This is a genomic window from Streptomyces sp. NPDC014907 (assembly GCF_055562975.1).
Window position 1 is genome coordinate 223,055 of the sequence record NZ_JBVHEG010000007.1, and the last position, 14,690, is coordinate 237,744.

Genomic DNA, 14,690 nt, shown 5'->3' on the forward strand with positions numbered 1-14,690 from the left:
ACCCGGCCGGCGCCCGGTGCCGACGGGGCCCGGCGTCCTCAGGCCTGCCGGAACGTGTGCCGCATCGTGCCGAGCCCGTCGATCCCGCACTCGACGACGTCGCCGTCGCGCAGGTAGGGGCGGGGCTCGGGCCGGCCGAGGGCGACGCCGGCGGGGGTGCCGGTGTTGATGACGTCCCCCGGGTGGAGCACCATGAAGCGGCTCAGGCAGCGGATGATCCCGGCGACGGGGAACACCATGTCCGCGGTGGAACCCTCCTGCCGCACGGCGCCGTTCACCGACAGGCGCAGGGCGAGCTCCTGAGGATCGGGGACCTCGTCCGGGGTGACGAGCCACGGACCCAGCGGGTTGAACGTCTCGCAGCTCTTGCCCTTGTCCCACTGGCCGCCGCGTTCGAGCTGGAACGCGCGCTCGGAGACGTCGTGGGAGACCGCGTACCCGGCGACGTACGCGAGCGCGTCCTCGTCGTCGTCCAGGTAGCGCGCCGTCCTGCCGATCACCACGGCCAGCTCGACCTCGTAGTCGGTCTTGAGGCTGCCCCGGGGGATCAGCACCTCGTCGTACGGGCCGGTGACCGTCCACGGGTCCTTCATGAACACCACCGGCTCGGCCGGGAGCGCGGCGCCCGTCTCCTCCGCGTGGTCGCGGTAGTTCAGACCGATGCACACGACCTTTCCCGGCCGTGCCACCGGCGCCCCGATCCGTACGTGCCCGCCCGGGACCTCCAAGGCGGGCAGGGACCCTTCGGCCACGGCCCCGGCGAGACGGCCGAGCGCCCCGCCGGCGAGGGAGCGGTGGTCGATGTCGCGGACGACGCCGGAAGCGTCGAGGAACCCGCCGGACCCGTCCAGGACCACGGGCCGTTCCGCCCCGGGCTCACCGACCCTCATGACGCGCATGCTTGACCACCTCTGGAGAGACATCGGATGTATCGACCCGGGCATGCAACCAACCATCCGCCGTCTTGTCCAGGGGTCCTGTGCGATCCCGAGGGGGCGATGTGGCAGTACGCGCCGGTGAACTACCTCTATCCGAAAGGAGGAAGGAGGGCCAGGGGGTCCAGTGCCCCGGAGTCCGGAAGCGATGCGGTTCTTTCCGTCGCCGGGAACGGTCATCCGATGTATCGTGTGGCGCGCCGACCGGCGCCGACACCATCGCACCCCAGGAGGCCCGAGCCGATGGCGGATTCGACAGGGACGCCCACCGTGCGGAAACCCACCGCGCGGGCGTCCGCCCCGGAGACGTACGACGCGAAGAAACCCACCGCTCTCCTGGTCATGGAGGAGGAGCGCAGGGACGACGTCTATCCGGCGGACGTCCTGGAGGACATCGGGCGCCTGGCGCGCTGGCGGGCCCCCGCGCTCACCCGGGACGCCCTCCGCCGCGACCCCGGCGTCCTGGAAGGGGTCGACGTCCTGCTCACCGGCTGGGGCGCGCCCGTCCTCGACGCGGAGCTGCTCGCGCACGCGCCGGACCTGACGGCGGTGCTCGTGGCCGCCGGTTCGGTGCGGCACCTGACGACACCGGACTTCTGGGCCCGCGGCATCCCCGTCGTCTCCGCCGCGGCGGCCAACGCCGTGCCGGTCGCCGAGTTCAGCCTGGCCCAGATCCTGCTCGGCCTCAAACAGGTCCACCGCCTCGGCCGCGAGACGACCGCCGGCCGCCGGTACCCGCGCAACCCCCCGGTGCCCGGAGGGTACGGCTCCCGGGTGGGGCTGTTCGGACTCGGCCGGATCGGTCTGCTCGTCGCCCGGCACCTGCGCCACTTCGACGTCGAGGTGCTGGCCTGCGACCCCGTGGTCGAGCCGGCCGCCGCCCGGGAGGCGGGCGCCCGCCTCACCGGCATCGAGGAACTGTTCGAGACGTGCGACGTCGTCAGCGTCCACGCCCCCCTGCTGCCCGAGACCGAGGGGATCGTGGACGGGCGGCTGGTGTCGCTGCTCCCCGAGGGCGCCACCCTGATCAACACGGCCCGTGGCGCCGTGCTGGACGAGCCGGGGGTGATCGACGTCCTCAGGGCCCGGCCCGACCTCACCGCCGTCCTCGACGTGACCCGGTCCGAACCGCCCGCCCCCGACTCGCCGCTCTTCACCCTGCCGAACGTCCTGCTCACCCCCCACCTCGCCGGCGCCATGGGGCGGGAGCGCGCCCGCCTGGGCGAACTGGTCCGCGACGAACTGGGCCGTCTGGTGCGCGGCGAGCCCCTGCGGCACGCCGTCGAGCCCGCCCGGGCCGCGACCCAGGCCTAGGGCGGGCGCCGAAGAGGGCGCCGCCTGCCCGACGCCGCCCGCCCGACGGCGCCCCTTTCGGTACGTCCCCGGGGCGGAGGTCCTGCCCGGTCCGTGGTCCCTCCCCGCCCGGTCCGCGGCCCCTCCCCGGCCGTGCGCGCCCCCACCGGGGGCCTCGCGACCGGACCGCCTCGTCGGTCTCGCGCGGCCGGCGGCCTCCCCCCGCCGGCCGCCCCGCCGTGCCCGCGCCCCGTCGCGCGAGGGGACGCGGGCCCCCGAACCGAGGTCCACTTCCTGGCTCGTTCCCCGGTGGCCGGAATCCCGTGAACCGGCCATTCATCCGATCTATGGATGAAGAAGGGGCGTCGAACCCCGGAAATTCCGCCCAATTCTTTTCAGTCATCGGAGTATTGACCCCCGATCGGGCCGCGCGTTAGCGTCCCCGGCAAGCGCTTACAGGCCAGCTGCCGAGGCGGCGAACAGGAGTTGTCATGCAGAGAACGCGGTGGATCGGTGCGGGACTTCTCGCCTCGGCGTTGGCCCTCACGAGCTGTACCTCCGGCCCCGCCGGGGCGGACGCCAAGCAGGACTCCAAGGCGGAACTGGAACTGTGGACCAGGACCACACCGGGCGGCCCCGGCGAGAAGGCGACGCTGAGGCTCGTGGAGGGGTTCGAGAAGGCCACCGGCTTCAAGGTGAAGGTCACGGCGATCTTCGACGACTTCGAGACGAAGCTCCAGCAGCGCGCCGCCCAGCGGAACCTGCCCGACATCGTCATGAACGACGTCACCCAGCTCGGGGCCATGCACAGCCAGGGCCTCCTGCGGGAGATCGACCTGAGCCGGATCGAGAACAGCGGCGACCTGGTCCAGCAGGGCCGGGACTCCGGCAAGGGCGTCGACGGCAAGCAGTACGGCATCCCGTACTCCGCCCAGGCCGGCGCCCTGCTGATCCGCAAGGACTGGCGCGAGAAGCTCAAGCTCGGGACCCCCGGCAGCTGGGACGACCTCGCGGCCATGGCCGACGCGTTCACCACCCGCGATCCCGACGGCAACGGCAAGCCGGACACCTACGGCCTCGCCGCCCCGCTCTCGACCAAACGCGGCTACGCCTCCTGGTACTTCTCCAACTTCCTCTGGGCCGCCGGGGGAGACTTCATCACCGCGACCGGCAAGGGCACGTACAAGCCGGCGATGTCCGGCGCGAAGTCGGCGGAGGCCGTGCGCTGGTTCCGCGCCCTCGGCTGCGAGCGGAAGGCGATCCAGCCCGGCGCCGTCACCATGGACACCCCGCCCACCAACGAGACCTTCGAGTCCGGCCGGGCCGGCATGTACGTCGTCGGCCCCTACCTCATGTCCCGGTTCGACAAGTCGCTCGGCAAGGACAAGTACGAGGTCGTCCCCATGCCCAAGGGCCCCGAGGACGCCACCGTGCTCGCCGAGGGCGGCACCCTCTACCTCATGGCGGGGTCGGAGAACCGCGCCGGACAGGACGCCTTCGCCGGCTACACCATCTCCGCCGAGGGCCAGAAGCTCGGCATGCGGGGCGAGGACGGCTCCAGCGTCCAGCTCCCCGTGAACAGGACGGTGGACGTCACCGAGGTGCGCTCCGACCCCCGCTGGAAGACGTACGCGGAGGCGTACCGGACCTCCGGGCGCTACGCCCCCTCCATCCCGAACTGGACCCCGGTGCGGCAGGCCGCGGCCGAGACCCTCAACGCGCTCATGGCCGACTGCTCCCTCGACGCCGGCGCGAAGCTGCGCGAGCTGGACGGAAAGCTCGCCGGCATCCTCCGGGAGCAGGGAATCGCCGGATGACGAGCGCCGACCGGGCGGAACCGGCCCCCCGCACGGCGACCGCCCCCGCACCCCGCACGGAGGACCGGCCCGCCCCCGGCCCCGTACCGCCCCCGGTGGGGGCCGGGGCGCCCGGCCCCGCCGCGAGCCGCCCCGCCCGCCGCACCGGAAGCCGCCCCGTCGCGAGCCGCCGCGCGGGCCGCTGGTGGACGCCGTGGCTCTTCCTCGCCCCGGCGCTGGTCCTCTTCCTGTACTTCAAGTTCATCCCCATGGCCGGCGCGCTGACCATGTCCTTCCAGGAGGTGCGGCCCTACCTGGGCGACCAGTGGGTCGGCGGCGCGAACTACACCGCCGTCCTCACCTCCGACGGATTCCGCGAGGCCGCCTGGCACACCGTCGTCCTCGCGGTCGGCCAGACCGCCGGGTCGATGGCGCTCGGCCTCGCCCTCGCCCTGCTGATGGAGGGGCAGGGCCGCAGGCTCGGCTTCGTCCGCTCGGCGGCCTTCCTGCCGGTCGTGGTACCGATCGCGGTCGTCGCCGAACTGTGGCGGATCATGTACCACCCCACCGGCGACGGCATGATCAACTCCCTCCTCGGCCTGGTGGGGTTCGGGCCCTCGGGGTTCATCAACGACCCCGACACCTCCCTGGCCTCCCTCGTGCTCACCGGCGTCTGGAGGGGCGCCCCCTACGACATGATGATCTTCCTCGCCGGTCTGGCCGGCGTGGACCGCGGACTGTACGAAGCGGCCAAGGTCGACGGCGCGTCACGGCTCCAGCGCATCCGCCACGTCGCGATCCCCGGACTGCGGTCGGTGCTGACCATCCTGTTCGTCCTCGCCGCCATCCGGGGCCTGCGCGTCTTCACCGAGGTCTTCCTGCTCACCAACGGCGGCCCCGACGGCTCGACCGAGGTCGTCATGACACTGATCTACAAGCTGGGCCTGGAGCAGAACAAGCTCGGGGTCGGCGCGGCCGGAGCGGTCCTGCTGTTCCTGGCGACGCTGGTCCTGACCCTCTGCGTCCACCTGTTCCGGCGGAGGGACGACGCATGAGCACACCGACCGAGACCGCCCTCGGCCTGACCGAGAGCCGCAGCGTGGGCGGCCGGGTGACGAAGGCCGTGATCCACCTCCTGGTCCTGCTGGTGTTCGCGGGGCCGCTCCTGGCCCTGCTCGTGAGCGCCTTCAACCACGTCAAGGACCCGACCCAGCTCAGCGTGGTCCCCTCCGACCCCACCCTGGACAACTTCGCGGTCGCGTTCGACCAGGGGGTCCTGACGTACCTGCTCAACTCGTTCTTCGTCGTCGGCTTCGGACTGCTGCTCCAGGTCGCCGTCTCCGTCCTGGCCGGGTACGCCCTGGCCAGGAAGCGGTTCCGGGGGATGACCCTCGTCTTCGTCGCCATCCTGGCGACGCTGATGCTCCCCGAGGAGATCCTGGCCGTCCCGCTGTCCGTGCTCCTCGCCGACCTGCCGGTGATCCACGTCAACCTGATCGGTTCCCTGGCCGGCATGATCGTCCCCCTGGGGGCCTGGGCGTTCTCCATCCTCGTCATGACCGAGTTCATGAAGGACGTGCCCAGGGAACTGGAGGAGGCCGCCCGGATCGACGGCGCCGGCGACCTGCGGATCTTCGCGCAGATCATCCTCCCGATGTGCAGGCCCGCGCTCGGCGTGATCGGCGTCTTCGGCTTCACGATGATCTGGGACCAGTACCTGCTGCCCCTGCTCGTGGCCACGGACTCCTCCTCCTACACGCTGCCGCTGGCCCTGCGCACCCTGCGCGTCGACCCCCTCGTCACCCCCGGCGTCGTCCTGGCCGCGGCCCTGCTCGCCCTGCTGCCGTCCGTCGTCGTCTTCCTCCTCTTCCAGCGCTCCTTCGTCCACGGCCTGTCCAGCGGCGCCCTCAAGGGCTGACCCCCGGCACCCCGGCCGGCGCCGGCCGTCCGCGACCCGGACCGGGCCCGCCGTCCGCACCCAGAAAGGACCACCCCGTGCTCCCGTCCGGCCCGACGCCCCGCCCGCCCGCACCGTCCACCGCCGACGAGGCGGCCCCGGACACCTCCGCCGCCCGCCCGCAGGACCGGCCCGCCCGCGCCTCCGCCGCCCCCTCCGCCGGGCACCCCCCGGCCGGCGCGGCCGGACGCGCCCCGGGACCCCGGCGCGCCGTCGCCCCCGTGGCGGTGGCACGGTGAAGGTCACCTCCGTCGTCGTCACCCCCGTCGCCTTCGCCGACCCGCCCCTGCTCAACGCCGTCGGCGTCCACGAGCCGTACGCCCTGCGCACGGTGGTGGAGGTCCGGACCGACACCGGCGCGTACGGCCTGGGCGAGAGCTACGGCGACGCCGCCCACCTCGACCTGCTGCGCGGCGCCGCCGCGGAACTGACCGGCCTCGACCCCTTCGACCTCAACGAACTGTCCCGGCGGGTCGAGGGAGCCGTCGGCGGGCGCGTCGCGGGCGACGCGCACGGCCTGATCGGCGGGGGAGGGGCCGCCAAGACGGTCGCGAGCGTCACCTCCCCGTTCGAGGTCGCCTGCCACGACCTCCAGGGCAAACACCTCGGCAGGCCCGTCTCCGACCTCCTCGGCGGGGCCGTGCGCGACCGCGTCGACTTCTGCGGCTACCTGTTCGCGAAGTGGGCCGCCCACCCCGGCGGGGAGCCGGACCCCTGGGGGCCCGCCCTCGACCCCGCCGGCCTCGTGGCACAGGCCCGGCGCATGGCGGACCTGTACGGCTTCCGCTCCTTCAAGCTCAAGGGCGGCGTCCTCCCCCCGGACCAGGAGGTCGCCGCGATCCGGGCACTGCGCGAGGCGTTCCCGGACCATCCGCTGCGGCTCGACCCCAACGCCTCCTGGACCCCGGCCACCGCCGCCCGGGTCGCCCACGAACTGGCCGGCGTGCTGGAGTACCTGGAGGACCCGGTCGAGGGGGCGCCCGCCATGGCGGCCCTCGCCCGCACCGCCCCGATGCCGCTGGCCACCAACATGTGCGTGGTCACCTGGGAACAGCTCGCCGAGGCCGTCGTCTCCCGGCCCGTCGGCGTCCTCCTCGGGGACCACCACTACTGGGGCGGCCTGAAGGCCTCCCAGCACCTGGCCGCCTGCTGCCGCCACTTCGGCATCGGCCTGTCCATGCACTCCAACTCCCACCTGGGGATCAGCCTCGCCGCGATGGTCCACCTCGCCGCCGCGACCCCCGCCGTCGACCACGTACTGGACACCCACTGGCCCTGGAAGCGGCCCGAGGACGACGTCGTCACCGACCCCTGGCGGCTCACCGACGGTGCCGTCACCGTGCCGCGCCGCCCCGGCCTCGGCGTGGAACTGGACCGCGACGCGCTGGCCCGGCTGCACGAGCGGTACCTCGCCTGCGGCCTGACCCGCCGCGACGACGCCGCCTACCTGGCCCGAACGGCCCCCGGCGTACGCCTGCGCGAGAACGTCCACGAACCGGCCCGACCCGCCCGCCCCGTCCCCCCGGGGACCCCCGCGCCGAGGAACGATGCCCCATGACCACCACCCCGGCCGGCCCCGCACCGGCGGCACCGGACACGACCTGGTTCACCACCGACCGCTTCGGCATGTTCGTGCACTGGGGCCTGTACTCCCTCGCCGCCCGCCACGAATGGGTCAAGAACCGCGAGCGGATGACGGACGAGCAGTACCAGGTGTACTTCGACCACTTCGACCCCGACCGCTACGACCCCGTCCAGTGGGCCAGGACGGCGAAGGCCGCCGGCATGCGGTACGCCGTGCTCACCACCAAGCACCACGACGGCTTCTGCCTCTGGGACAGCCGCCTCACCGACTACAAGGTCACCAACACCCCGTACGGCCGCGACCTGGTCGGGCCGTTCGCCGAGGCGTGCCGCGCCGAAGGCCTCAAGGTCGGCTTCTACCACTCCCTGATCGACTGGCACCACCCGTCGTTCCCCGTCGACGGCACCCACCCCCGGCGCGACGACGAGGAGTTCAGGGCCGCCCACGCCGACCGCGACATCCGCGCCTACCAGCGGTACCTGCACGGCCAGGTCCGCGAACTCCTCACCGGCTACGGGCGGATCGACTACCTCTTCTTCGACTTCTCCTACGAGGGCCGTGAATGGTGGGGCGGCAAGGGCCCGGACGACTGGGACGCCCCCCGGCTCATGGAGACGGTCCGCGCGCTCCAGCCCCACATCCTGGTCAACGACCGGGCCGGCCTCCCCGGCGACTTCGTCACCCCCGAGCAGTACCAGCCCTCCGCCCCGATGACCTCGGAGGGCCGGCCCGTGCCGTGGGAGGCCTGCCAGACGCTCAACGGAAGCTGGGGCTACGACCGCGACAACCTCGACCGCAAGAGCCCCGACCTCATCGTCCGGATGCTCGTCGACGGCGTCTCCAAGGGCGGGAACCTCCTGCTCAACGTCGGCCCCACCGGCCGCGGCGACCTCGACCCGCGCGACACCGCCGTCCTCGCGGAGGTGGGCCGCTGGCTCGACCTGCACGAACGGTCCGTGCGCGGCTGCGGCCCCGCGCCGTTCACCCCGCCCGCCGACTGCCGGTACACCCTGCGGGGCGACCGCCTCTACGTCCACCTCTTCGCCTGGCCGCTGCGCCACCTGCACCTGCCCGGCCTCGCAGGGCGGGTGCGCTACGCCCAGCTCCTGAACGACGCCTCCGAGATCGTCCGGGTCCACGTCGACCCGGACCGCCCGGCGGTCAACACGCAGATGGGCGGACAACCGGCGGGCACCCTCACCCTCCAGCTCCCCGTCCAGCGCCCCGACACGCCCGTGCCCGTCATCGAACTCTTCCTGACGGACCCGGCGGACGACCCCTCGTGACCCACGTCCCTCCGCCCCACCCCGACCCCCACGGAGGCACCATGCACAGGCGCACGTTCCTCACCGGCACCGCAGCCGGAGCGGCCCTCACCCTGCTCCCGACCGGCCCGGCGCACGCGGGTGCCGCCGGGCACGGGCACCCGCGCCGTCCCGGCCGCACCCTCTCCGTCACCTCGCTCGACGAACTCCGGAAGGCGATCGACGCCGCCACGCCCGGCACCCGCGTCGTCGTCGCCGACGGCGACTACACCGTCCCCGCGGCCGAACCCCTCGTCGTCCGGGGCAAGCGCGGCTCCCGGACCGCCCCCATCACCGTCGTCGCCGAGTCCCGGGGCGGCGTCGTCCTGCGCGGCGAACGGAGCTTCGTCCTCGAGGACTCCGCCCACGTCACCGTCAGCGGCTTCTCCTTCCGGCAGAGCACCACCCTGGACATCCCGCCGACCTGCTCGCACATCCGGCTGACCCGCAACGACTTCCGGCTCGCCGACATCGAGGGCCTGCACTGGGTCATGGTGCGCGGCGACGACAGCGTGATCGACCGCAACCACTTCCACGGCAAGACCACGCTCGGCATCTACCTCGGCATCGAGGGCGCGGGCGGCGAGGCCATGGCCCAGCGCGTCCACGTGCACCGGAACCACTTCTCCGACCACACCTTCCCCGGCTCCAACGGCGGCGAGCCGATCCGCCTCGGCGTCAGCCCCCGCGCCCTCTCCAGCGCGCACGCGCTCGTGGAGTACAACCTGTTCGAACGGGCCGACGGCGATCCCGAGGCCATCTCCGTCAAGAGCTCCGACAACGTCATCCGGTACAACACCATCCGGAACAGCGCCGGCGGCATCGTCCTGCGCCACGGCAACGGCACCCGCGTCGAGGGCAACTACCTGATCGACGGCGAGGAGGGCATCCGGATCTACGGCAACGACCACGTCGTCGTCAACAACTACCTGGCCGGCCTGTCCGGCCGGGCCATGGTGATCGGCAGCGGCTCGGAACGCGACCACCTCCCCGGCGAACCGCCCGCCGACCGCCGGGGCAACGACGCGCCCGACCGCGTCCTCGTCGCCCACAACACGTTCCTCGACAACGCGAGGACCCTCTCGGGCGAGGAACAGCGCCCGCACGAGCCCCGGGACGTCACCGTCGCCGACAACCTCCTTGTCGGCCGGACCGGCGACCTCGTGGAGATGGCGAAGACGACGCGCTTCACCTGGCAGGGCAACATCCTGTTCGGAGCGGCGAACGACGGGAACATCCCCGCCGGCGGCTTCCGGCGGGCCGACCCCCGGCTCGTGCGGGGGCCCGACGGGGTCCACCGCCTGTCCCGCACGAGCCCCGCGATCGGAGCGGCCACCCTGAGGAACCCGCCCGTCACCCACGACATCGACGGCGACCCGCGCGGAAGCCGGCGGGACGTCGGCGCCGACGAGTACGCCACCGGCACGCCGAAGCGCCGGCCCCTGACCCCGGCGGACGTGGGCCCCCACGCGCCCTGAGCCGCGCCCCGGTGGGGAACGGCGGGCGGACCGGGTCGTCTCCGGTCCGTCCGCCGTCCCCACCACGGCTCCTCGCCCTCTTCCCCCTCCCTCGCCGCCGTCCCCGCCACCGCTCCCCGCCCCCTTCCCCTCCCTCACCCCCTTCTTCCCTCCCTCCCCGTGCTCCCCCGGAGGCGTTCCCGCCCGTGCCCGAGAACCCGCCCCGCCCCCTGCCGCCCGGAACGGCCGCCGTCCCGTTCCGTCCCGGCCTCTGTTCCGTCACCTTCCGGCACCTGCCCGCCGTCGAGGTCGCCCGGCGGGCGGCGGACGCGGGCCTGGAGGCGGTCGAATGGGGAGCCGACGTGCACGCGCCGCCCGGCGCGCCCGGAGCCCTCCGGGCGGCCCGGGACGCCGCCGAGCGGTACGGCCTGGCCGTCTGCTCGTACGGTTCGTACTTCCGCTGCCTCCCCGGCGAGGCGGCCGGGTTCGCGGAGACCGCCCGCGCCGCGTCGTTCCTCGGGGCGCCCCGCGTCCGGGTCTGGGCGGGGACCGCCGGATCGGCGGACGCCACGGCGGAGGACCGCGCCCGGACCACCGCGTGCCTGCGGGAGGCCGCGCTGATCGCGGGGGACCACGGTCTGGAACTCTCCCTGGAGTTCCACGCCGGGACGCTGACCGACTCGGTGTCCTCCACGGTCCGCCTCCTGGAGGAGACGGCCGCCGGCAACCTCACCGCCTACTGGCAGCCGCCGCAGGACGTCCCCGACGAGGACGCCCTCGCCGGACTCGCCGCCCTGGCCGGCCGGGTCGCCGCCGTGCACGTCTTCTCCTGGTGGCCGGGCAACCACCGGCTGCCCCTGACCGCCCGCGAGGAACTGTGGACCCGGGCGTTCCGGCTGCTCGCCGGCCGGTCCCGGGCGCGGGACGCCCTGCTGGAGTTCGTACCGGGCGACGACCCCGCCGTACTGGCGCGGGAAGCGGCCGCGCTGCGGCGCCTCGCGTCCGCCGCCGACCCGGGGCAGGGCCCTCCGTACCCTGGAGTAGGCTGACGAACGACCGACACATCCGATGAATTTCGCCGCGCAGAGGAGGACGCCTTGGCCGTGACCGACGAGGCGATCGGGAAGATCAAGGAGATGATCGTCTCCGGCGCGCTGCGCCCGGGCGACCGTCTGCCGAAGGAGGCCGACCTCGCCGCCGAGCTGGGGCTCTCGCGCAACTCCCTGCGAGAGGCGGTGAAGGCGCTCTCCCTGCTGAACATCCTCGACGTGCGGCAGGGCGACGGCACGTACGTCTCCAGCCTCGAACCGCCCCTGCTGCTCGAAGCGGTCTCCTTCGTCCTGGACTTCCACCAGGACGACCAGGCGCTCCAGGCGCTGAAGGTGCGGGGCATCCTGGAACCGGCGGCGACCGCCCTGGCGGCGGAGCGGATCGGCGAGGACGAGATCCGGGAACTCGCCGCCCTCCTCGACGGTCTCGGCGACGCGCCGAGCCTGGACCAACTCGTCGCCAGCGACCTGGAGTTCCACCGCCGGATCGCGGCGGCCTCCGGGATTCCCCTGCTGTGCTCGCTCCTCGACAGCATCTCCGGGGCCACCGTGCGGGCCCGGCTGTGGCGGGGCATCACCGAGGACACGGCCGTGGCCAGGACCGTGGCGGAGCACCGCGCGATCCTGGACGCGCTCGCCGCGCGCGACGCGCGCACGGCGGAGGCGTGGGCGACCATCCACATCTCCAACGTGGTCCGCTGGCTCGACGGCGCGCTGTGAGGCGGCCCCGCCGCCGGCCCGCGGCGGAGGGCCGGACCTGAGGCGGAAGGCCTCGCCCCGCGCCTCCGTTCCCCGCGGGGACCTCCCGGGGGCGGGCGCCCGTCCGTCGCGCGCCGTCCGGTGCGCGGCGTCCGCGTGCCGTCCGCGTGCCGTCGGCGTGCCGTTCGCGCGGCTCCGGACCGGCGGGGCCGGCCTCCCGGTGTGCCCGCCGGGCGCCGGGCCCGGCGCAAGAAACATCGGATGTCTACTTGCCCCGTCTCTCGGGAGCGCCGTATCGTTCTCGCTCGACAGGCCAATCACCCGATCTGTGTGGGCGGTTGGGGCTGACCCGCGCCGGCCGGGCAGACGAGCCGGACACCGAGCAGGCAGCCCAGGTGTGAAAGGAACCCCGTTGTCCACTGACATCACGCGGGTCGTCGCGATGGACACCTACGACATCCGTTTCCCGACCTCCCGCGAACTCGACGGGTCCGACGCGATGAACCCGGACCCCGACTACTCCGCGGCCTACCTCGTCCTGCGCACCGACGAGCCCGAAGGACCCACGGGACACGGCTTCACCTTCACCATCGGACGCGGCAACGACGTCCAGGTCGCCGCGATCGAAGCCCTGCGCCCGTACGTCGTCGGCCGCCCCGTCGAGGAACTCTGCGCCGACCCCGGCCTGATCAGCCGCGCCCTCACCGGCGACAGCCAGCTCCGCTGGCTCGGCCCCGAGAAGGGCGTCATGCACATGGCCGTCGGTGCCGTGGTCAACGCCGTCTGGGACCTGGCCGCCAAACGGCGGGGCCTGCCGCTGTGGAAGCTCCTCGCCGACGCCGACCCCGAGTGGCTGGTCTCGCAGGTGGACTTCCGCTACCTCACCGACGCGCTCACCCCCGAGGAGGCGCTCGACCTGCTGCGGCGCGGCAAGGAGGGGCGGGAGGAACGCGAGGAGGTCCTGCGGGCCCGGGGCTACCCCGCCTACACGACGTCGCCCGGCTGGCTCGGCTACTCCGACGAGAAGCTGACCCGGCTCGCCGAGGAGGCGGTCGCCGCCGGCTTCACCCAGATCAAACTCAAGGTCGGCGCCGACCTGGCGGACGACGTCCGCCGCTGCCGCGCCGCCCGCGCGGCCGTCGGCACCGGCATCCGCCTGGCCGTCGACGCCAACCAGCGGTGGAACGTGGCCGAGGCGATCGAATGGACCCGCGCGCTCGCCGAGTTCGACCCGTACTGGATCGAGGAACCCACCAGCCCGGACGACATCCTCGGCCACGCCCGCGTCCGCGCGGCCGTCGCCCCCGTCAAGGTGGCCACCGGCGAACACGTCCAGAACCGCATCGTCTTCAAGCAGCTCCTCCAGGCCGGCGCGGTGGACATCGTCCAGTTGGACGCGGCCCGGGTGGGAGGGGTGAACGAGAACCTCGCCATCCTGCTGCTCGCCGCCAAGTTCGGCGTCCCCGTCTGCCCGCACGCCGGCGGGGTGGGACTGTGCGAACTGGTCCAGCACCTGGCGATGTTCGACTACGTCGCGCTCAGCGGGACCACCGAGGACCGGGTCATCGAGTTCGTCGACCACCTGCACGAACACTTCGCCCACCCGGCCGTCGTGCGGAACGGCCACTACACGGCCCCCCTCGCCCCCGGCTTCTCCGCCGACATGCACGCGGCCTCGCTGGCCACCTTCGCGTACCCCGACGGCGTCTTCTGGGCCGCCGACCTGGCCGTCTCCGCGAAAGCCGTCCCCCCGCCGGACGGGGCGCCGGACGGCGCCGCGGTCCTCCGCGGCACCGCGGAGGTGACGGCATGACCGCACAGCCCCTCGCCGGACTGCGGGCCGTCGTCACCGGCGGCGCCTCCGGCATCGGACTCGCCGTCGCGCGGGCGCTGGACGCCCGGGGCACCGCCGTCGCGGTCCTCGACCTGAACCCCGGTGCGGTCCCCGGACCGCTCCGCGCCTTCCGGGCGGACGTCGGCGACGACGCCTCGGTGCGCACGGCGGTCGATGCCGCCGCGGCCGCGCTCGGCGGCATCGACATCCTGGTCAACAACGCGGGCGTCGGCGCCGTCGGCACGGTCGAGGACAACCCCGACGACCAGTGGCACGCCGTCCTCGACGTCAACGTCCTCGGCGTCGTCCGCACCACCCGGGCCGCCCTGCCCCACCTCCGCCGCTCGCCGCACCCGGCCGTCGTCAACACCTGCTCCATCGCCGCCACCGCGGGCCTGCCGCAACGGGCGCTGTACTCGGCGAGCAAGGGCGCCGTCCTCTCGCTCACCCTCGCCATGGCCGCCGACCACGTCCGGGAGGGCATCCGGGTCAACTGCGTCAACCCCGGCACCGTGGACACCCCGTGGGTCGCCCGTCTCCTCGACGCGGCCGACGACCCGGAGGCCGAACGCGCGGCCCTCGGCGCCCGCCAGCCCACCGGACGGCTCGTGAGCGCCGACGAGGTCGCGGCGGCCGTCGTGTACCTGGCCTCCCCGGCCGCCGGCTCCGTGACCGGTACCGCCCTCGCCGTCGACGGCGGCATGGCGGGCCTCCGACCGCGCCCGGCCGGCCGGTGAACGGGGAAGCGGACGGCGGAGCCCCGGGCCCCGCCGGCTCCGGC

13 protein-coding genes are annotated in these 14,690 nt (G+C 73.8%); 12 read left to right on the plus strand and 1 reads right to left on the minus strand.

From position 1 onward, the window contains the following. Window positions 1–38 precede the first annotated feature (38 nt). Window positions 39–899 (minus strand): fumarylacetoacetate hydrolase family protein, encoded by an 861-nt coding sequence (locus ACZ3IL_RS20470; protein ID WP_467391873.1) that lies wholly within the window; start codon window positions 897–899, stop codon window positions 39–41. A gap of 279 nt (window positions 900–1,178) precedes the next feature. Here ACZ3IL_RS20470 and ACZ3IL_RS20475 point away from each other — a divergent pair, with 279 nt between their 5' ends. The 12 genes from ACZ3IL_RS20475 to ACZ3IL_RS20530 all read left to right on the plus strand — a co-directional run bounded on the left by ACZ3IL_RS20475 (window position 1,179) and on the right by ACZ3IL_RS20530 (window position 14,646). Continuing rightward, a complete protein-coding gene (locus tag ACZ3IL_RS20475; protein ID WP_467391875.1) occupies window positions 1,179–2,249 on the plus strand; it encodes a hydroxyacid dehydrogenase in 1,071 nt (356 codons plus the stop codon). A 470-nt stretch (window positions 2,250–2,719) separates the two neighbouring features. After that, window positions 2,720–4,045, plus strand: a complete 1,326-nt coding sequence (locus ACZ3IL_RS20480; RefSeq protein ID WP_467391877.1) for a sugar ABC transporter substrate-binding protein — start codon at window positions 2,720–2,722, stop codon at window positions 4,043–4,045. Continuing rightward, window positions 4,042–5,079: a carbohydrate ABC transporter permease gene (locus ACZ3IL_RS20485; protein ID WP_467391879.1), complete on the plus strand. Its 1,038-nt coding sequence runs from the start codon at window positions 4,042–4,044 to the stop codon at window positions 5,077–5,079. The genes ACZ3IL_RS20480 and ACZ3IL_RS20485 overlap by 4 nt, the downstream gene beginning before the upstream one ends. Further along, window positions 5,076–5,942, plus strand: coding sequence for a carbohydrate ABC transporter permease (locus ACZ3IL_RS20490; RefSeq protein ID WP_467391881.1), 867 nt, complete (start codon window positions 5,076–5,078; stop codon window positions 5,940–5,942). The genes ACZ3IL_RS20485 and ACZ3IL_RS20490 overlap by 4 nt, the downstream gene beginning before the upstream one ends. A 77-nt stretch (window positions 5,943–6,019) precedes the next feature. Beyond that, window positions 6,020–6,220, plus strand: a complete 201-nt coding sequence (locus tag ACZ3IL_RS20495) for a hypothetical protein (RefSeq protein WP_467391883.1) — start codon at window positions 6,020–6,022, stop codon at window positions 6,218–6,220. After that, window positions 6,217–7,539 (plus strand): enolase C-terminal domain-like protein, encoded by a 1,323-nt coding sequence (locus tag ACZ3IL_RS20500; RefSeq protein WP_467391885.1) that lies wholly within the window; start codon window positions 6,217–6,219, stop codon window positions 7,537–7,539. The genes ACZ3IL_RS20495 and ACZ3IL_RS20500 overlap by 4 nt, the downstream gene beginning before the upstream one ends. After that, window positions 7,536–8,852, plus strand: a complete 1,317-nt coding sequence (locus tag ACZ3IL_RS20505; RefSeq protein WP_467391887.1) for an alpha-L-fucosidase — start codon at window positions 7,536–7,538, stop codon at window positions 8,850–8,852. The genes ACZ3IL_RS20500 and ACZ3IL_RS20505 overlap by 4 nt, the downstream gene beginning before the upstream one ends. A 41-nt stretch (window positions 8,853–8,893) precedes the next feature. Continuing rightward, entirely contained in the window at window positions 8,894–10,348 is a 1,455-nt protein-coding gene (locus ACZ3IL_RS20510) for a polysaccharide lyase 6 family protein (RefSeq protein ID WP_467391889.1), read from the plus strand. A gap of 185 nt (window positions 10,349–10,533) precedes the next feature. After that, window positions 10,534–11,376 (plus strand): sugar phosphate isomerase/epimerase family protein, encoded by an 843-nt coding sequence (locus ACZ3IL_RS20515; protein WP_467391891.1) that lies wholly within the window; start codon window positions 10,534–10,536, stop codon window positions 11,374–11,376. A gap of 48 nt (window positions 11,377–11,424) precedes the next feature. Continuing rightward, window positions 11,425–12,096, plus strand: coding sequence for a FadR/GntR family transcriptional regulator (locus ACZ3IL_RS20520; protein WP_467391893.1), 672 nt, complete (start codon window positions 11,425–11,427; stop codon window positions 12,094–12,096). A gap of 421 nt (window positions 12,097–12,517) precedes the next feature. Beyond that, window positions 12,518–13,888 (plus strand): enolase C-terminal domain-like protein, encoded by a 1,371-nt coding sequence (locus ACZ3IL_RS20525; protein WP_467392057.1) that lies wholly within the window; start codon window positions 12,518–12,520, stop codon window positions 13,886–13,888. Continuing rightward, window positions 13,885–14,646 carry an SDR family NAD(P)-dependent oxidoreductase gene (locus ACZ3IL_RS20530; RefSeq protein WP_467391895.1) on the plus strand — a complete coding sequence of 254 codons (762 nt, stop codon included), beginning with the start codon at window positions 13,885–13,887 and terminating at the stop codon, window positions 14,644–14,646. Before ACZ3IL_RS20525 ends, ACZ3IL_RS20530 begins: the two co-directional genes overlap by 4 nt. Window positions 14,647–14,690: the final 44 nt, after the last annotated feature.